The sequence below is a fragment of the Flavobacterium sp. N3904 genome, from assembly GCF_025947305.1.
Taxonomy (GTDB): Bacteria; Bacteroidota; Bacteroidia; order Flavobacteriales; family Flavobacteriaceae; genus Flavobacterium.
Genome location: NZ_CP110009.1, coordinates 708,679 through 729,077, shown reverse-complemented (window position 1 = coordinate 729,077; position 20,399 = coordinate 708,679). Strand labels below are relative to the sequence as shown.

14 protein-coding genes are annotated in these 20,399 nt (G+C 35.3%); 5 read left to right on the top strand and 9 right to left on the bottom strand.

Annotated features, from left to right (window positions below; genetic code table 11):
- Positions 1-26 precede the first annotated feature (26 nt).
- The 5 genes from OLM57_RS03070 to OLM57_RS03050 all read right to left on the bottom strand — a co-directional run bounded on the left by OLM57_RS03070 (position 27) and on the right by OLM57_RS03050 (position 6,946).
- A complete protein-coding gene (locus tag OLM57_RS03070) occupies positions 27-3,203 on the bottom strand; it encodes an efflux RND transporter permease subunit (protein ID WP_264565772.1) in 3,177 nt (1,058 codons plus the stop codon).
- A 108-nt stretch (positions 3,204-3,311) separates the two neighbouring features.
- Positions 3,312-4,376, bottom strand: a complete 1,065-nt coding sequence (locus OLM57_RS03065) for an efflux RND transporter periplasmic adaptor subunit (RefSeq protein WP_264565771.1) — start codon at positions 4,374-4,376, stop codon at positions 3,312-3,314.
- 5 nt (positions 4,377-4,381) lie between these two features.
- Entirely contained in the window at positions 4,382-5,722 is a 1,341-nt protein-coding gene (locus tag OLM57_RS03060) for a TolC family protein (protein WP_264565770.1), read from the bottom strand.
- On the bottom strand, positions 5,719-6,318 hold the full coding sequence (locus OLM57_RS03055) for a TetR/AcrR family transcriptional regulator (RefSeq protein ID WP_264565769.1): 600 nt from the start codon (positions 6,316-6,318) through the stop codon (positions 5,719-5,721). The genes OLM57_RS03060 and OLM57_RS03055 overlap by 4 nt, the downstream gene beginning before the upstream one ends.
- 106 nt (positions 6,319-6,424) lie before the next feature.
- Positions 6,425-6,946, bottom strand: a complete 522-nt coding sequence (locus tag OLM57_RS03050) for a YceI family protein (RefSeq protein ID WP_264565768.1) — start codon at positions 6,944-6,946, stop codon at positions 6,425-6,427.
- Positions 6,947-7,232: 286 nt separating this feature from the next.
- On the opposite strand from OLM57_RS03050, the gene OLM57_RS03045 reads away from it, so the two are divergent.
- A complete protein-coding gene (locus OLM57_RS03045) occupies positions 7,233-8,207 on the top strand; it encodes a polyprenyl synthetase family protein (RefSeq protein ID WP_264565767.1) in 975 nt (324 codons plus the stop codon).
- Positions 8,208-8,238: 31 nt separating this feature from the next.
- Complete coding sequence (locus tag OLM57_RS03040; protein WP_264565766.1) at positions 8,239-8,592, top strand: hypothetical protein; 354 nt, start codon at positions 8,239-8,241, stop codon at positions 8,590-8,592.
- Between the two features lie 152 nt (positions 8,593-8,744).
- Here the strand turns inward: OLM57_RS03040 and OLM57_RS03035 are convergent, their stop codons facing one another.
- Positions 8,745-9,296, bottom strand: coding sequence for a hypothetical protein (locus tag OLM57_RS03035; protein ID WP_264565765.1), 552 nt, complete (start codon positions 9,294-9,296; stop codon positions 8,745-8,747).
- Between the two features lie 116 nt (positions 9,297-9,412).
- Here OLM57_RS03035 and OLM57_RS03030 point away from each other — a divergent pair, with 116 nt between their 5' ends.
- On the top strand, positions 9,413-12,187 hold the full coding sequence (locus OLM57_RS03030; RefSeq protein ID WP_264565764.1) for a 2-oxoglutarate dehydrogenase E1 component: 2,775 nt from the start codon (positions 9,413-9,415) through the stop codon (positions 12,185-12,187).
- An 81-nt stretch (positions 12,188-12,268) separates the two neighbouring features.
- Positions 12,269-13,495: a 2-oxoglutarate dehydrogenase complex dihydrolipoyllysine-residue succinyltransferase gene (gene odhB / locus OLM57_RS03025; RefSeq protein WP_264565763.1), complete on the top strand. Its 1,227-nt coding sequence runs from the start codon at positions 12,269-12,271 to the stop codon at positions 13,493-13,495.
- A 76-nt stretch (positions 13,496-13,571) separates the two neighbouring features.
- Here odhB and OLM57_RS03020 read toward each other — a convergent pair whose 3' ends face one another.
- Positions 13,572-15,554, bottom strand: coding sequence for a T9SS type A sorting domain-containing protein (locus OLM57_RS03020; RefSeq protein WP_264565762.1), 1,983 nt, complete (start codon positions 15,552-15,554; stop codon positions 13,572-13,574).
- A gap of 433 nt (positions 15,555-15,987) precedes the next feature.
- On the opposite strand from OLM57_RS03020, the gene OLM57_RS03015 reads away from it, so the two are divergent.
- Positions 15,988-17,223 carry a TCR/Tet family MFS transporter gene (locus OLM57_RS03015; protein ID WP_264565761.1) on the top strand — a complete coding sequence of 412 codons (1,236 nt, stop codon included), beginning with the start codon at positions 15,988-15,990 and terminating at the stop codon, positions 17,221-17,223.
- Here the strand turns inward: OLM57_RS03015 and OLM57_RS03010 are convergent.
- Both OLM57_RS03010 and OLM57_RS03005 read right to left on the bottom strand, forming a co-directional pair.
- Positions 17,198-17,635 (bottom strand): retropepsin-like aspartic protease, encoded by a 438-nt coding sequence (locus OLM57_RS03010; protein ID WP_264565760.1) that lies wholly within the window; start codon positions 17,633-17,635, stop codon positions 17,198-17,200. The two genes, OLM57_RS03015 and OLM57_RS03010, sit on opposite strands and share 26 nt — an antisense overlap.
- 47 nt (positions 17,636-17,682) lie before the next feature.
- Entirely contained in the window at positions 17,683-20,340 is a 2,658-nt protein-coding gene (locus tag OLM57_RS03005; protein ID WP_264565759.1) for a CHAT domain-containing protein, read from the bottom strand.
- Positions 20,341-20,399: the final 59 nt, after the last annotated feature.

Sequence of the window (20,399 nt, the reverse complement as noted above, 5' to 3'; positions counted from 1 at the left end):
TTTTTTGAATTAGTAAGCAACCTATTTTAAACTGTATGTTTCGGATTGAAACCGTCTTCGCTTAATTCTTTGTGGTCATAATCGGCAACCATTTCGGCTTCATAATCGATTACTTCACCTTTAGATAATTTGGCTTTGATTTTCTCCATGATTTGATAAATTACCGGAACCACAACCAGAGTCAAGAATAATGATGAAATCAATCCACCAATAATTACCCAAGCCAAACCGTTTTTCCATTCGGCACCAGCTCCAGAAGCCAATGCAATTGGGAACATACCGAAAACCATCGCAATTGTCGTCATCAAGATCGGACGCAAACGTGCGTGATTCGCCTGAATCAATGCATTACGAATGCTTTCGCCAGCGGCTCTTCGCTGGTTGGTGTAATCCACAAGCATAATCGCATTTTTACACACCAGACCAATTAACATAATGATACCCAAAATGGTAAATATATTCAAAGTATTATTGGTTAAAGCCAAGGCTAGCAACGCTCCGATAAACGAAAGCGGAATAGCAAACAATACCACAAACGGGTGCATAAAACTGTCATACAAACCAACCATTACAAGGTAAACCAAGATAATAGCGGCCAATAAAGCTATTCCCAAAGTACCAAAACCTTCGCTTTGATTTTCTTGGTCACCACCCCAAATGTAATCTACACCAACCGGTTTTTTCAATTTCTCCAGTTTTACTTTCCATTGGTTAACAATTGTTCCAGAGGCAACACCTACGTTTTGTCCTTGAACGGTTACCGAAGCCGATTTGTCACGACGTTCCAATTGGCTAGGCCCTGAACCTTCAGTAATAGCAGCAAACTGTGACAATTTGATTTGTTGACCGGCATTGTTGATGAAAATTAGGTTACTTACATCAGTAATGTTTTTTCGATCAAAAGCATTGTATTTGATGTTGATGTCATACTCGTATTCACCGGCTCTAAACTTTCCATCTGTGTTACCGCTATAGGCCGTTTGCATGGTCAGCCCCACTGTTTGTAATGTTAGTCCCAAAGCGGCCATTTTATCACGATCGACATGTACGTCGATTTCTGGATTTCCATCTTCAACAGTTAATTTAATTTCGGTTGTTCCAGGTATAGTTCGCAATTCAGCTTCGGCTAATTTGGCAAATTTCATAGCACTTTCCACACTAGGACCAGTTACAATTAATCCTAAAGTAGCATTTTGAGCCGTTCCTAAAATACCAACCGGAACTGTTTTTACTTTGGCACCAACCAATACTTTTTCCAATTTACGTTTGATTTTTGCAGCATATACCGAAGCATCATCGGTACGTTCTGCTTGGTCAATCATTTTTACGTCAATCTCTGCCTTGTATGCGGTCGCTTGCGCAGCACCCATACCTTCACTGGTTTGTCCTACAGTTGTAATCTGGCTATGAACATATTCTTGGCTTTTCAAAAACGCTTCTGCCTTTTGGGTCATAAAGTTGGTTTGTTCCAATGAAGCGTCTTTCGGCATTTCGATTTGAACTAAGAACTCCCCACTATCTGAAGAGGCAAAAAACTCTCCTCCGATGAATCCACCACCAAACAAACTGAATATTGTTCCGAAAAACAACACCAAAACTACAATGATCGTTTTAATATAATGATCCAAACACCAGTTCAATAAGTTTGAAACCCAGTTTGTAAATCGAGTCAAATAACTTTCGAATCCAAGAATCGTTTTCCCAAATAAGTTTTTACCTTCTATGTGTTCCAGTTTTCCAAAACGGGAAGACAACCATGGAATAATTGTAAACGAAGCCAACAATGAGAATAATGTTGAAATAATTACCGTTACACAAAACTGCGTGATAATATTCGATACCAATCCGGAACTTAGTGCGATTGGTAAAAATACCACCACAATTACCAGCGTAATCGATACAACCGTTCCACCAATTTCTGCTGTTCCATCATAAGCAGCACGAATACGGCTTTTGCCCATTTCCATATGCCTGTAAATATTCTCCAATACCACAATCGCATCATCGACCAGGATACCAACCACAAGGGAAAGTCCCAATAAACTCATTAAGTTTAATGTATATCCCAAAAGATAAATTCCGATAAAAGTGGCTATTAACGAAGCAGGAATCGAAACCATTACGATCAATGAATTTCGGATACTGTGCAAGAAGAACAACATTACAAAAGCAACTAAAACAACTGCAATCAATAAATCGTGTAGTACAGAATCTGCCGCTTCTAATGTATATTCGGTACTGTCTTTGGCAATTTCCAGTTTTAATTCGCTGCCTTTATAATCGCTTTCTAATTTACTGATGCTTTTATGCAATAGTTCACTTACCGCCACGGCATTAGCATCGGATTGTTTGATTACCTGAAGAATAATTGCGCTTTTTTGATCGACACGAGAAATTTTCTCGGCAATTTTTTGTGCATCTTGAACATCTGCAATGTCATTCAAGCGTATTTCAATTCCGTTTTTGGACGAAACAACTAAGTTTCTTAATTCGTCTACACTCTTATATTTACCCGCCAAACGAATTAATATTTTTTGATCACGAGTTTGGATGTTTCCGGTAGGGAAATCCAGGTTGGATGACAAAATAACTTGCTGTACTTGAGGAACCGAAAGTCCGTAGCCCTGCATTTTTAGGGCGTCAAGATTTACTTGAATCTCTCTTTCTTGACCACCAATAATGTTAACCTGCGCCACACCAGTAACACGGGATAATACGGGAGCTATTTTTTTATCAATTAAATCATAAAAAGCCGCTTCGTCCATTTTTCCGTTGGCACCAATAGTCATAATTGGTAAATCACTCAAAGAGAATTTAGATAACGACGGGGTTTTGGCATCATCAGGTAAATCACTTATCAAAGCATTGATTTTTCGCTGTGCGTCATTCATCGAAATGTCAACTTTTGCTTGTGTTGTCAATGTAACCGTAACGACAGACAAACTTTCGTATGATTTGGAATCAATTTTTTTGATGTTTTCCAAAGAGGCGATTCCGTCCTCAATTTTTTTGGTAACCGTATTCTCAACCTCACTTGGAGAAGCTCCAGGATAAACGGTAGCAATTGTGATTACGTTTTGTTCAAATTTAGGAATCAATTCATAGCCCAATTGACTATAACTGAACAGTCCGCCAAGGATTAGAATCGTAAACAATACAATTATTAACGACGGACGTTTTATGGATATTTCTGCTAATTTCATATGTTTTTTTTAAATAGTGATGAGGATAGTAAAGAGTAATTAGTGACTAGTGATTAGCCTTGAGTACAGGTCATAACTAATCACTAAGTACAGGTCACTAATTACTTTTTACTTAATAATTTCTACTGCATTACCGTCTTGCAGGTTAATTTGTCCTGTAACAATTACAGTATCACCATCAGATAATCCGTCAACTATTTCTACTTGGTCACCCAAGATTCTGCCTGAAGTTACTTTTTTCAATTTGGCAACACCATTTTCAACCACAAAAACATCATTACTGTTCACACTTCCTATGAAAGCACTTCTAGGAACTACTTTAAGCTGTTGTTTTTGTTTAGAACCAAAATTGGCAGTTCCATACATACCTGCTTTTAAGCTTTTGTCTGCGTTGTTTTCAATTTCAATTTCAACTGGAAAATTCAAGCTCTCGTCTGCTTTTGCAGCGATAAAAGTAATTTTTCCTGCAAATGTTTTATCTGGAAATACGCTAGAAGTAACATTTATGGTGTTTCCTAATTTTAAGCTGGCCACTTGGCTTTCGTTTACTGATACTGTTAGTTTCAATTTAGAAACATTTACAATGTCAAATAGGGCAGTGGCCGGCATTCCGGTCAAAATTGATCCCGGCTCAATGTATTTTTTATTGATAAATCCTTTTATTGGGGCTTTTACTTTTGTATCGCCAACGTTGATGTTTGCTTGCTTCAAGTTTGATGCTGCATTGGTCAAGGCCAGTTTGGCCTGATCCAATTGTTGTTTGGTAACACCACCTGTTTTGAATGCGTTTTCATATCGGTCATAATCCGATTTTGCATTGTCGTAAGCCGCTTTTGCTGTTTGGGCATTTACATTTATAACGTCGCTTCTAACGATTAATAATGTTTGTCCAACGTTTACATAATCACCTTCTTTTACCAAAACACTAATTACTTTACCTGATTTTTCAGCAGAGAAAGTCAATTCTTGTATCGGTTCAAAATTTCCGTTGGCCAAGAAATCCAAAGTAACTTCTTCTGTTTTTACCTGTGCTGTTTTTACGGATACAGCTGCATTTTTTTCGGCAACGATGTCTGTTTTAGCTTTGTTTTCAGCTTTGTTTTTTGACAAAACAAAACCAATTGATGCTAATGCAACTATGATTATAAGTACGATTGTTATATTCTTTTTCATGTTTTTTAGTTTAATAGGGTTTTAAGTTCTCCTTTGGATTTGATTAATTGTATTTCTGCTAATTTGTAATCTAATATGGCGTTGTTATAATTGTTTTCTGCTTCAATGTATGCATTTTCAGCATCCAATAAATCGGTTAATGAAGCCAAACCTTGAACATAATTATTTTTGGTATTGCTCAACACTTCTTGTGACAACTCCGAATTGTCCTTTTGGTTTCGAATGGTAATAAGACTATTGTCTATTTGGGCTTTGGCATTTTCATAGGCCAGATCAAGTGATAATTTGGTGTCTACCAGATCCTCTTTTATACTGCGTAAGTTTACATCAGCCTGACGCACTTTTGAGCGGGTACTAAAACCTGTAAAAACAGGAATTTTTAAATTAAGTCCAATAGCAGAATAATCAGACCAATATACTTTTTTGCCAGAATCTGCAAACAAAGGCATCTCTGGGCCTTGACCGATATAATTGTAGCCTGCAGTTAAAGAAAGCGTTGGATAGTATCCGGCCATTTCAGCTTTCTTTTGAAATTCCAATAATTCTTCGTTCTTTTTCAAAAGTAAATATTCGGTTCTGTTTGCCGTATTTGGTGCTTCTGATAACACTTGTGGGCTAACTTCAAATGCTGTTTTTGGAATCTCAATTTTGGTCTCGATTGGCATTCCCATATAAAATTTTAAGGCATTCTCTTGTAGTTGAACCGCATTCAAAACTTGTTGGCGCTGAGTACTGATGTTTGATGCTTTTACGCTCACACGGTCCAAATCAATTTTTTTGGCCAAACCGTTGTCAAATTGTCCTTTTATAATGTTTTTTACTTTCACAGTATTGACATAATTACTGTCAAGTACTGCCAGTTTTTGGCGTTGCACATAAACTTGGTAATAATTATTTGCCACTCTTTCTATTACTTGCTCTTCAGTCAGTTGATCGTTGATTATATAAAACTCACGTGTGGTTTTTGCCGCTTTCAAACCTGTAAAAACTGATTGGTCAAATATGGTTTGGCTCAGCGATACACCAGCGCCTGAACTCCATTCTTGTCCAAATGTTACTGCTACTGACTTGTTTGGGTCACCTCCGAATGTTCCTCCGTCCAAAACGCTTTGTTGTAAAATAGGATTGTATGTCATGTTCCCATTAACCGATATTTGCGGCAATGCTCTGGAACGTACTTCTTGAATTTGATATTCGCTGTTCTCAACACTTAGTTTCGCTTTTTTGGCATCCGATTTGTTTTGTAATGCATATGTTATCGCCTCTTTTAGCGTAAGTGTCTTTACTTCCTGTGCATTTGCAGTGATTGCAAAAGTTAAGAAGGTTAATAAAATTATTTTCTTCATAATATATTAGGGTTTTGTAATTGTTTTTCTAGTTCTACTATTCCAATTGGCGTTGCCATGGCTCTGGTGTGGTATTCTAATGCTTCTAATTCTAGTTTTTGTGCTTCTTTTTCAGAACTGGATATATCGTGAATGCTGAAAATAAGCGTGTAATAAAATCCAACATAGATGTCAACTTCCAAATTTTCTCGGTACAAACCTTGTTGAATTCCTTTTTCAATATTTTGTTTAAAGACGGTGTTGCATTCGTTTACTTCTCTAGACATAACCCTGTTGTAGATTTCAGGATAATGTTTTTTCAATTGATAGGCTGGCGAATTTTCTCCAGATTTAAACATTTCTTTGAACATTTTTTTGATTTCAAAATTTTCTTCGATTGCATTGTAACCTTTTGTAGCTATAGTATTAATGCTTTCGTGAATTGCTTTATGAACCATTTCTGTACTCTCGGTGATAAGGATTTCTTTGTTGCAAAAAAACTTGTAAATCGTTTTTTTTGAAATGCACATTTCGTTTGCAATATCATCCATGGTCACACTCTTAAAACCAAGTTTTAAGAAGAGTTCCGTTGCTTTTGAAATAATTTTATCTTTCATTTTATGGGTAACTTATTGTAATTAATAATTGAATTAAATAATACAGTAAAAGTTAGTTATTAAATGAGTTTTAGTTGGTTGAATGCTTGATGAGAACTGGTTATTCTCAATGTGTAAATTCTAGATTGGCAATGAGCTTAATGTCTTTCCCCACTGCAAAACCTCCATGTTGGGAAAGCATATTGTAGTTTAGTCCAAAATCTTTGCGGTTGATGTTTCCTGTAATTTCAAATGAGGCTTTTTGTACACCGTTGTAGTTGTTGAATCCGATGAATTCAGTATCCAACTCCACAATTTTGGTTATGTTCTTGATCGTTAGAAAGCCTTTCAGGAAATTGATGTTTTTGTTTATTTTTTGAAAAGAGGTCGATTTAAACTGTATCACAGGAGATTCATTTTGGTCAAAAAAATCAATCAATTTTAAATCATTGTTTTTTTGAACTGATTTTGTCTCTTTATCATTCACGTTCAAAGAAAATTCGATTGAAGCATCTTCTACTTCATCGTTTTGTATGGCTACATGCCCTTTGAAATTGTTTTGACTTCCCGACATGTAGTCTATTAGTGCGTGTCTGGATTTTATTAAAACGTCTGATTGGTTGGAATCAATTTCCCATTCATTTTCCATGATGATTAGTTTTAGTAATAGTATTTCCTATTTTTTTGTTTTTTTAAAATGTATTTTGGAAACTTTGGACACTATTAAAGTTTCTTTTGTTTTGCAAATGTAATAAGGAAACTTTAAAAACCAACAAAGTTTCCATTGTTTTTTTTAAATTATTTTATAGTCAAAAACTATAGCTCAAAATTTGACTCCTTTCAAAACCTCATAATCCATATTTGAATTGTATATTTGAACTTTTAAAAACCGAGCCAAAAAGGCGGTCGGACACCGTAAACCAGAACCTTATTTTATGCACGCCATTCATCAGTATCAAGATTTTTTTATCACTTATTTAGAAAATCAATCGATTAGTAAAGAGCCAAAAAATCTCTACGAACCCATTGATTATATATTGAGTTTGGGAGGAAAACGGATGCGACCGGTTTTAACTTTAATGACGGCGGAGGTTTTTGATGCTGATTACGTAAAAGCGCTTCCGGCTGCGATGGCGGTTGAGGTTTTTCATAATTTTTCATTAGTGCATGACGATATTATGGATGATGCGCCTTTGCGAAGAGGTTCGCCGACTGTTCATGAAAAATGGAATATCAACACCGGAATCCTTTCTGGAGATGCGATGCTTATTTTAGCCTACCAATATTTTGAGCAATACGAACCAAATGTTTTTAAGGATTTGGCCAAATTATTTAGTAAAACAGCACTCGAAGTTTGTGAAGGCCAGCAATGGGATGTCGATTTTGAAACCCGAAAGGATGTGACCATTCCCGAATACCTTAAAATGATAGAGTACAAAACGGCTGTTTTGGTAGCAGCAGCGATGAAAATGGGAGCTATTATTGCCGAAACTTCTCAGGAAAACGCTGATTTAATTTATGATTTTGGACTCAATTTGGGGCTCGCTTTCCAGTTGCAGGATGATTATCTTGATGCCTTCGGTGATCCTGAAACTTTTGGGAAACAAGTAGGCGGGGATATTATCGAAAATAAAAAAACCTATTTATACCTAAAAGCAATTGAGTTTTCGAATCAAGAACAAGTGCAATTCCTGAATACTCTTTTTGCGGTTCATTCAGATGATAATGAAAAGAAAATAAATGAGGTTAAATCGATTTTCAATACTTCAGGAGCTTCAGATGCTACCCAGTTAGCGATCAAAGAGTACACGTTTAAGGCATTTGAAACCTTGGAAAAAATGGATATTAGCAACGACAAAAAATCCATGTTAAGAGCATTTGGGGAAAACCTGATGGGAAGAAAAGTATAACAATTGCCATTGAATTTTTGAAATTGAATATATGTTTATAGCGCCAAAAAATACCGATTTATTACTTCAAGAAGCCGAGAAAGAAACGCTTTATGTCAATTTGATTACGCAATTGAATAAGGATTTTAATTTGGCAAACGAAGCCGTTGATTTTCCGTTGAGCCTTTCTCCAAATGAATTAAAAATTCAATTGCACGAAAAAATATACAGACTTATTCAGTATAAATTTGCCGAGTATCTCAATTTACTTTATATTATTGATGTTTCCGAGGAGGAAATAAAAAAATTGGATGGCTCCGATTTAGTGATTCTTGCCGAACAAGTCGCTTTTTTAATCCTAAAAAGAGAATGGCAGAAGGTTTGGTTTAGAAATAAGTATAAATAGTTTTTAAGTTTCTGAGTTGGATTTATAACTCTTTAATATTTGTAAATGAATATTTTCTCTCAAGCGAGAAAGTGTAATTTTCGTAAGAATTATTTAAGTTAAATAATTTTATCTTAGAAACTTAGTATCTCAGATTCTTAGCAACTTTCAAATCAAAAATAAGCTCTCACAAAAGGTGTTACTGCATCGCCATATACATTGTCATTTACATCATATAGAACATTATAAGCGAGTCCGATGGTGACATTTCCTGTTCGGTAACCGGCACCCAAAAACAAAGCAGTATTCCAGAATTGATCTGAATAACTAGCCCTGCCATTATAATATTCATAATGGTTATTGACATAGGATTCATTTAAATTCACCGAAAGCTGAATTTGGGGTATTGGATTGACAAAAACAAGGTAGCTTATACCATAAATACCGGAATCGTAATATCCTTTGGATGAAACATAAGTAGCCTGAAGACCTATTCCAGTTGCCAAATAGGGGTTTACATTGTAAATGGCACTCGGGGCGATGGAAATATCAGTATATCCACTGCCAAAACTTAGACCCAATCCACCGCCAAATTGTACATTTTGCCAAAAGGGACTTCTAGACTGAGGAGTTTGTTGGTATTGAGCTATTACGTTTTCGGAAAAGAACAGGATAATGACTATTAAAACAGACTTTGATAGGAGCAAAAAGGAATATTTTTTCATACTAGAGGTGTTTTTTTAACATATTTTTACGTAAAAGTACGTAAAAAATCGATTTAAATAAATTGCTTTATTGTATTTTTGCCGAACTATTTAACAAAAGTATATTCAATAACATTATGGATAGGTTTTCATTTTTAAACGCAGCACATACCGAATTTTTTGCTCAATTATACGATCAATATTTAGAGAATCCAGATAGTGTAGAACCTAGTTGGAGAAGTTTTTTTCAGGGTTTTGACTTTGGAATGACAACTTACAACGATGAAAATCCAGTTCAGGTCATAGCAAATGAAACTGTTACTGCTTTGGAGTGCGCGCCAATTTCGGATAAACTTCAAAAAGAGTTTAAAGTAATAAAATTGATTGAAGGATATCGTAGTCGTGGCCATTTATTCACGAAGACTAACCCTGTAAGAGAGAGAAGAGTGTATTTACCTTCACTTGAATTGGAAAATTTTGGTCTTTCGGCTTCCGATTTGAATACTGTTTTTGATGCAGCCAAAGTAATAGGTGTGCAACCATGTACGCTTAAGGAAATTATTGGGCACTTGGATACCATTTACTGCCAACATATTGGAATTGAATATATTTATATCCGTAAGCCAGAAGTGGTGGAGTGGATTCAAAAGAAATTGAGAGTCAATGACAATCAACCCAATTTTAATGCCGAAGAAAAGAAAGCAATCCTTTATAAATTAAATCAGGCTGTTTCTTTTGAGAATTTTCTGCATACTAAATATGTAGGTCAAAAACGTTTTTCATTAGAAGGGGGAGAATCAATAATTCCTGCACTTGATGCTTTAATCGAAAAAGCAGCAGACAAAGGGGTGGAACAATTTGTAATGGGAATGGCTCACCGTGGTCGTTTGAATGTATTGGCCAATATTTTTGGAAAATCTACCCAAGACATTTTTGGCGAATTTGACGGTAAAGATTACGATCAGGAATATTTTGATGGTGACGTAAAATACCATTTGGGTCTTACTGCCGATAAAGTAACACGATCTGGCAAAAAGATAAATATCAATTTGGCTCCAAACCCTTCGCATCTGGAAACTGTTGGTGCCGTTATTGAAGGAATCACCAGAGCCAAACAGGATAAATATTATCCAGACGATTTCTCTAAAGTATTGCCAATCGCCGTTCACGGGGATGCAGCAATCGCCGGTCAGGGAATTTTGTATGAAATTATACAGATGGCACAATTGGATGGATACAAAACAGGAGGAACTATTCATATTGTAATAAATAATCAAGTTGGTTTTACAACCAATTATCACGATGCCCGTTCATCTACTTATTGTACCGATGTCGCCAAAGTTACATTGTCACCTGTACTGCACGTAAATTCAGATAATGCCGAAGCTGTGGTTCATGCCATGTCATTTGCACTGGATTTTAGAATGGAGTTTGGACGTGATGTATTTATTGATTTACTAGGCTATAGAAAATACGGTCATAACGAAGGCGATGAACCTCGTTTTACGCAGCCTGTGTTGTATAAAATTATTGCAAAACATCAAAATCCTAGAGATATTTACGCTGAAAAATTATTGGCAGAACGCGTTATTGACGCTTCGTATGTAAATGCTTTAGAAAAAGAATATAAAACAGATCTTGAAGAAAATCTTGAAGCTTCCCGTAAAAAAGATTTGACGATTATCACTCCATTTATGAAAAATGAATGGAAAGGATTTAAGCAAGTGACCGATAAGAAAATGCTTGAAAAAGTAGATACTTCTTATCCGAAAGAAGAACTAACTAAAATTGCAGATGTAATTTGCAACTTGCCGACAGATAAAAAATTCATCAGTAAAATTCAAAAATTAATCAATGACAGAAAAACAATGTTTTTCGAAACCAATAAGTTGGATTGGGCTATGGCCGAGCATTTGGCTTATGGCTCGTTGTTGAAAGAAGGATATGATGTTCGTATCTCTGGACAAGACGTAGAACGTGGTACTTTTTCACACCGCCATGCAGTGGTAAAGGTTGAGGATTCCGAAGAGGAAGTAACATTGTTAAGCAATCTGGAAGGTGAAACAGGTAAGTTTCATATTTTCAATTCATTATTATCAGAATATGGCGTTTTAGGATTTGATTATGGATATGCATTAGCAAGTCCAAATACGTTAACAATTTGGGAAGCACAATTTGGGGATTTCAGTAACGGAGCCCAAATTATGATTGACCAATACATTTCTTGTGGAGAAGATAAATGGAATAATCAAAACGGAATCGTCTTATTGTTGCCTCATGGTTACGAAGGGCAAGGGGCAGAGCACTCATCAGCAAGAATGGAGCGTTATTTGCAACTTTGTGCCAGACAAAATATGTATGTTGCCGATTGTACAACACCAGCGAATTTCTACCATTTGTTGAGAAGACAAATGAAAACGACTTTCCGCAAACCGCTTATAGTATTTACTCCTAAGAGTTTGTTGCGTGATCCAAGAGTAGTTTCTCCAATAGAAGATTTTGCTTCAGGAAGTTTTCAAGAGACTTTTGATGACGTAACTGTAAACAAAGCTGATGTGAAAAGTTTGGTTTTCTGTACGGGTAAATTCTATTATGATATTACAGCCGAAAGAGAAAATAACGGTCGTAAAGATGTGGCAGTTGTTCGTATCGAACAGTTGTTTCCTTTACCGGTAGAACAATTGAAAGCCATCATCGCACAATATCCAAATGCAGACGATTATGTTTGGGCACAGGAAGAACCAAAAAACATGGGAGCTTACAGTTATATGTTGATGAATTTTGATTTGGTAAAATGGAGATTGGCTTCATTAAAAGCCTATGCTGCTCCGGCGGCTGGAAGTTATACTAGAGCAAAACGCCGTCAGGCAGATGCAATCAAAATGGTATTTGACAAGAATTTATTCAGATAAAAAATAATGTTTCAGGTTTAAAGTTCCAAGTTTAATAACAATTTGAAACTTTAAACAATTTAAACTTTAAACAAAAATTGTATGATTTTAGAAATGAAAGTCCCATCACCAGGGGAATCAATCAAAGAAGTAGAAATTGCAACTTGGTTAGTAAAGGACGGAGATTATGTAGAAAAAGACCAAGCGATTGCTGAGGTTGATTCAGACAAAGCAACTCTTGAATTGCCGGCAGAAGTAAGCGGAATTATTACGCTAAAAGCGGAAGAAGGAGATACTGTTGCCGTTGGAGCAGTGGTTTGTCTAATTGATACTGATGGAGCAAAACCAGCAGGTGCAGTACCAGTTGCTGAAGCACCAAAAGCGGTTGAGGCACCAAAAGCGGAAGTAAAAGTAGAAGCGCCAAAAGCAGCTCCTGTAGCAGCTTCTTATGCTTCTGGAACACCATCTCCAGCAGCCAAAAAAATATTAGAAGAGAAAAACATAGCGCCGTCTACAATTACCGGAACAGGAAAAGCAGGTAGAATCACTAAGGATGATGCTGTAAATGCAGTGCCGTCTATGGGAACTCCAACTGGTGGATCTCGTGGTACCGAAAGAACAAAATTATCTATGTTGCGTCGAAAAGTAGCCGAAAGATTGGTTGCTGCGAAAAACGAAACAGCGATGTTGACTACTTTCAATGAAGTAAACATGACGCCTATCAACAACTTGCGCAATGAATACAAAGATGCATTCAAAGCAAAGCATGGTGGAATTGGTTTAGGGTATATGTCGTTTTTTACCAAAGCGGTTACTAGAGCATTACAATTGTATCCAGACGTAAACTCAATGATGGATGGTGATCATAAAATTGCTTTTGATTTTTGCGATATTTCGATTGCAGTTTCTGGTCCAAAAGGATTAATGGTTCCTGTAGTGCGCAATGCCGAAAACTTAACTTTCCGTGGAATTGAAGCAGACATCAAACGTTTGGCTATCAAAGCACGTGACGGACAAATCACAGTTGATGATATGACAGGTGGAACATTCACAATTACAAACGGTGGTGTTTTTGGTTCTATGTTATCTACACCAATTATCAACCCTCCTCAATCAGGAATCCTTGGTATGCACAACATCATCGAGCGTCCGATTGCTGTAAATGGTAAAGTGGAAATTCACCCAATGATGTATGTGGCACTTTCTTATGACCACAGAATAATCGATGGTCGTGAGTCTGTTGGTTTCTTGGTTGCTGTAAAAGAAGCTTTGGAAAACCCATTAGAATTGTTGTGTGACAATAATGCTAAAAAAGCATTTGAGTTGTAATTCAATAAATTCATAAATAGCAAAAAATTCGTCTCGTTTTTGAACGAGACGAATTTTTTGTTAATAGAAATTATGGTTACTCTTTTATAAGCTTCACTATTTTTTCTGTTCCTTCGGCTTTTACTTTTAGAAAATAAACCCCTTTAGAGAAATTGGATAAATCAATTTCATAGTGCAGGCTGTTTATTTTCTTAGTTAACAGCGTCTCTCCTTTTATAGAGATTAAATTGACTTCATCAATAATGGAAGTATTCGAAATCGCTAGAAGATTTTTTACCGGATTAGGATAGTATCTAAAATTTTTGATAGCAAAATCATTGGTTCCCAAAGCTCCTAGTTTTACTGTCACCGCCAGTCTTTCGGTGCTTTCAATACCGTTTATGGTTTGGGACGCATAGTAGGTAGTATTGTCTACCAAAAGAGTTGATAATGGTAATGAAGCTTCTGTTGCTTTCTTCAACTTATTTGTTGGTGCTTTTGGAGTGCTGTACCATTTAATGTTTTCGCCTGGAATCACTAAGTCTGCAAGGGTTTGTCCCTGCGTAAAGTTTTGATTGACAGTAGTACTGCCATTTATAAACGGAGCTGGCGGATTGATTGTGATTTGGGATGTTATTACATCACAGCCGTTTAGATCTTGAACAATTATTATATAGTTCCCAGGAGTTAAATTTGCAAATGTATTTTCAACAAAAAATTGATTCAAATTAGGATAAATAGCATATTGATATGTGCCTGATCCGCCAGTTGCGGTAATGATGATGGTTTGGTTATTGGTAGTTACAGTTGCTGATAGTGGTGCTGGTTCTTTTAGTACTATTGATATGATTGAAGTGCAACCGTTGAAATCGATTACTTGTATAGTATGTACTCCAGTATATAAGTTGTTGAAATTATTACTAGTTTGATAGGTACTACCATTTAATGAATATTGATAGGGAGTTTGTCCTCCAATTGTTGAGACTTCTATTGAACCATTATTGGCTCCATTACAAGTTACATTAGAAACAACTGCTACTATTGTCGGATAACTTACTGGAGTTACAGTAGCTGCAACTGAAGACATACAATTATTAACGTCTCGCACAACTATTGCATAAGTTCCAGGAACTAAACTAGAAAATACATTATTACTAGTAAAAGTAATGCCATTGTCAATTGAATATTGATATGGGGTTGTACCTCCAATTGCTGAAACAGTTAAAGTTGCTTTATTATTAACACAGGTAGCCGTAGTTGTTGTGGTATTTAATAAAATAGGATCAGGTTCAAAAATTTCAATTTGATGTTCTGATGATGTACAGCCAATAACGTCTGAAACTGTTACGATGTATAAACCTGCAGGCAATTTACTGAAAGTATTTTGAGATTGATTGTTCGCAAGGATTACGCCAGATTTTTTGTTTTTTAAAGAATATTTATAGGAACCAGCTCCGCCAGAAGCAATTATTTCGATTGATCCTTCCTTTTGACCGTAACAATAATTATTTACAACATTTGTGTTTACTGATATAGAATTTACTGGATATAAAACATGAGTAAAAGCAACTGAACAGCCCACGGCATCTTTAGTAGTTATAACATATTCACCTGGGTATAAGCTCGTAAAAATATTATTGGTTGTAAATGGGCCATTATCGATTGAATAAAAATAAGGAGGTGTGCCACCAGATAAAACTTCAACTTTCGCAGATCCATTATTATAACAATTATATGGTTGTTCATCAGAATGTGCGGTTATTAAACTGGGATTCACAATCAAATTAAAATAATTCGTTGTAATAGTTCCAAGATGATCGATTCGTGCGTAGATGATTTGGGATGCTATGCCGCTCACAAAATTAGTTGGATTTGAAATTGCATTAGTTCCATTAGTAGCGTCGTCAAGTGTAATATAGTAACTTAATGTTGTCTCCGCAGGGTTAAGATTACTAATTAATGCTGTATATTGATTAGTTAAATTAAAATTTGTGTCTCCAGCACATTGAACCATGTTGGCAACTTGGGAGTAAAAAGTAAGAGACGTCAAGAGAAGCAAGGAAAGTAAAATTTTCTTCATAGATATATGTTAAAGTCATTATTCATAAACAAATATATTAAATTTTAGCAAGAATTTATATCAAATACAACCATACATTAAATTATCATAGCTCTTTAGTCTTCCATTATAATATCGGAGCAATAATGTTGGTAATGGTTTTTATTTTATAATGATTTAAGGCTTCAGTTGCATATTATAAATTAATAATGATGAGGTCGAAATCCTTAGTTTTGGTGATTATAAATTTTAATTTTTATTCGCCCCACTTTGGTTTTGCATGTTTGTTTTTTATGTTGACTATGATTGTTTATGGGAGTTAAAAACAGGCCTTTTAAGCGTAATATTTACTATAAAATTAAGCAAAGATTTTTGTTCTTTATAAAAATACAAAATCAAGCATAGTTATCTAAACGGATTTTTTGTTTATTTGCCCCACTAACTAATACTATTTATGGCATCAAATAAAAAACAGGCAGCTATCGGCTTTATCTTCATCACAATGTTAATCGATATTACGGGTTGGGGAATTATTATTCCGGTTATTCCAAAATTGATTAAGGAATTAATACATGGAGATGTTAGTGAAGCAGCTAAATATGGTGGCTGGCTGACATTTGCGTATGCGATAACTCAATTTATGTTTGCCCCTTTAATTGGTAATTTGAGTGATAAATTTGGGAGAAGACCCATAATCCTAATTTCACTTTTTGCTTTTTCACTGGATTATATTTTACTAGCATTTGCGCCAACGATTACTTGGTTGTTTGTAGGAAGAATAATTGCAGGATTAACAGGAGCAAGTATTTCAACAGCGTCGGCGTATATAGCCGATGTGAGTACACCAGAAAATAGAGCCAAAAACTTCGGTATGATTGGGGTGGCTTTTGGTTTAGGATTTATAATTGGACCCGTTGTAGGAGGTGTTTTGGGACATTACGGATCTAGAATTCCGTTTTATGCGGCAGCAGTTTTGTGCATGCTAAATTTCTTGTACGGTTATTTTATTTTGCCTGAATCATTATCAAAAGAAAACAGGAGACCAGTAAATTTAAAAAGAGCCAATCCGATTGGTGCCTTTTTGAATTTAAAGAAATACCCTTCTTTATATAGATTATTAATCGCTTTGTTTCTAATTTTTGTTGCATCACATGCGGTCGAAAGCAATTGGAGTTATTTTACAATGTATAAATTCAGTTGGGACGAAAAAATGGTCGGAATTTCACTAGGTGTTGTTGGAATTTTAGTAAGTCTGGTTCAAGGAGGACTGATACGCTGGACTAGTCGAAAGCTAGGAAATGAAAAGAGTATTTATATTGGAATGGTATTATATACTATAGGAATGTTTTTGTTTGCTTTTGCTTCAGAAAGCTGGATGATGTTTCTCTTTCTAATTCCATATTGTCTTGCAGGAATCGCTGGCCCATCATTGCGGGCTATTATTACAAGTCATGTTTTGCCAACCGAACAAGGCGAAATTCAAGGTACAATTGCGAGTTTAATGAGTGCGGCAACCATTGTCGGACCACCAGTGATGTCAGGTCTTTTTTATTATTTTACACATAAAGGTGCACCGCTGCAATTTGCAGGAATGCCTTTTATACTGGGTGGTTTCTTGATGATGATTAGTGGTATTGTTGCCTATTTTTCATTAAAAAAATATGCTACTTCAAATACAAACAATGATTAAAGTAATCAATTATCCCTTTGCCTTTCATTAAAACATCGGCGCCAATGATGCCGTGCACGGGTTTTACTTTGTGTTGACTCAAAGCCTCATTGACATGGAATAAATCGAAGATAACAAGGGCAAGCTTGTTGTTTTTCCATTTGCCCAATTGCAATTGGTTGTTAGAAGATATTTGGGTCAACATGCCGTTAGCTCCCGCGCCCGAAGCTTTGGTTTTGGACTTCTTGGCTTCCAATGCAAAATGTTCAATACTTTCAAATCCCACACAACTGTTGGAGGCACCCGTGTCCAGTATAAAATTCCCCTTTACACCATTGATGGTTGCTTTGATTAAAAGGTGTTGTGTTTTGGTAATTTTAAACTTCACTTTTTTATAATCTACCTTCTTTAGTTTTTCGTGTAAGTTTTTCATGTTAGGAATGGCTTTTTTGCAAGGTAAAAATAGTGTTAGTTATGACACTATTTGTCTTTGTATTTAAATTTATCTTTTTTTACTCTTTTAGCAATGAGTTTGCATAATGAGAAACCAACAATTAATAAAGTGATAATTACAAATCCCATTAGCCAATAGTTGTTTTTTTCTTTGTTTTCCAGACTGCCATAATATACGAATGCGGCCCAATAATAGGGGGATTTTTTGGCATTTGAGATGTTTTTGTTTTTCAAAAAAGCAAGTTTGGCTTTGGTATTGGCTTCAAAATAAGAGTCATTTTGTTTGATATATTTATAGAAATCACCCATAAAAACAGCTGTGGTATAGTCATTTACTTTCCATAAGGAAAACAATAAATTTTGAGCTCCCGCAAATTGAAAACCTCTAGCAACGCTCATTGCCCCTTCGGATTTGTAAAGTTTGCCAATTCCCGTTTCGCAAGCACTTAATACAACCAGATTGGGGTTGATGTTTAGATGGTAGAGTTCAGAATACAATACTTCTCGATCATAGAATTTAATACTGGCGGGAGTTTCTATATCGCCAGCAGTCGCGTGGGTCGATAAATGCAGAATGGAATAAGCCGAGGCATTATTTTTGAAATTTTGAAATGAGGCAGAATCATTTTCAAAAAAATGCCCTTTAAAACTAGTTTTGATGGATTGTAATTCTCTTTTGGAGTAGGTCAAGGTGTAATTGGTTTTTTCAAAAACAGGAAAAATACCTAAGACCGTTTTTTCTTTTGGAGAAAAGGGTTTGGCATTCAAATAAAAACTAGCCGAATTGTTGTAAGCAATATTGAAATCATGCAGCAAATAATGCATTTTTTCAAAATTGGTGGTGTTGGTTTCTTTGGTAATCAAGGCTTCAAAAGGCAGAAAGTCTAGAACACCATCCGGAATAATAATTAGGTTTTTAAAGGAGGTATTTTGAGGTAAGTGTAACTTATCGTAGGCTATTTTCCCAAAATGATTGTATCCTTTTATATTATTAGTAATAGCATCGGCATCATTAAAATAGGCAATGAATTGCCAAAAATAAACAGAGTAATGCGCATTATTACTAAATGAATTCAATATTATTTTTGGATTTTGTGTGCTACCCAAAGTAAAGTAATACATTTTGTCATAGCCCGAAAAATAGTAAACCATCAAAGCATCATCTGATTCGAGTTTGGAATATAACGTATTTAGATCAATGGGTTTTTCTTCAAAAATTTTGTTTTTAGTTTGAAGTTCTTTTAGCAAAAGCATCGTTTCATTTTGCTTTTTAATGGCTTTATTTATTTTGTATATATTAGCTAATGCTCCTTTTTGTTGCTCTTTCAGGATTTCATTGTTCCAAAATTGCAATTCCTCAATCTTTTGTTTTTCTTTTTTTGAGGCGCTGCTGTTTTTTGAAAGTTCACTTTTTAAAACAGCCGATTTGGTTTTTTCTGCTAGCTGAAAAGCCTGTTCGATGTAACTGATTTTATTTTCTTTTAAATATAATTCATTGTAGATCGTAATGCATTTTTCGGTGCGATTGCACATCCGCATCTGATTGATAATTTTAGAATTTTCATAGAGCAATAAATTACTTATTAACTCTTCGATAGGAAAACACAGTTTGTATATTTCTAGGGCTTTTTTGGACTGGTTTTGAAAGTTGTAAATATCAGCTTGTAAATCCAGTGCATCGATTAAAACGGTTTCTGCATACAAGGAATTTTGTTGCGGAATGTTTCTTTTTTGACCCTTGTATAAAGGAATTAAGGTTTGATAAACCAACTGAATGGATTGAAGTGCCTGAGGTATTTTTCTTTGTTCGTAAAACAATAGCGCTTCATCATAATGTAATTTTGCAATGTCGCGAACGCTATGATTTTTGGATGTAAAAAAAAGTATTTTTGCTTTTTCGAAATAGTTGTTTGCTTTTTCAAAATTATTTATTTGTCCATTAAGGGAAGCTAAGTTTCGATAGCAATTGGATAAAGCATCGGATTGATTTTTTTCGTTTTTTAATAACTGAATGGCTCTTTCATAGCTCTCTTCTGCTCTATAATATATTTTTGGATTGAAGGATAATTCTTTGACGCTTAGCAAATAATTATTGCCCAAATTATTCAATAAATTTCCCTTTTGAATTGAAGAAAGTTTTGTTGTTTTTAAGGTGTTTTCCAACAAATCAATGGCTAGGGTACTCTTGCCGGAACTTTGATACACATTCGACAAATTGAGGATTGCAGCTGCTTTGGTGCTTTCGTTTTTTTCTAGATTGGCAATAAAATAATAGTGTTTGATGGTGTTTTCCGCATTGTCATAATCACCTATTATCGTGTAGAGATTACCCAAAGGTTTTAGGCAATATTCAACAATGTCATAATCGGTGAGTCGGTAAGTTTGGTATATCTTCCAGGCTTTTTCATAACTGGTAATGGCTTGGTTGGCTTTTCCAAATTTGTTTTCGAAATAGGCTTTGTTGCAGTTTAAGACAACGATAGAAAGCAATTCATTCTTTGATTTTTGATCTTGGTTTTTCCAGATCTTGGTTTCAATCGCATTTAGATTTTCTAATCCAGAAAGTGACGGATTAGCTATAAAATAGTCAATTGCCTCATAGGTCTTGTCTTCTTGAGTTTGAATTTTTTGACCGAAAACAGCCAAAGAGGCAAAAAGTAAAAAACCTAAGGTAATTTTTAACATAAGATATTGTTTCACTTCGTTTCGAAAAAAGTATTTAACAAAACAAGCGGATTTTGCTA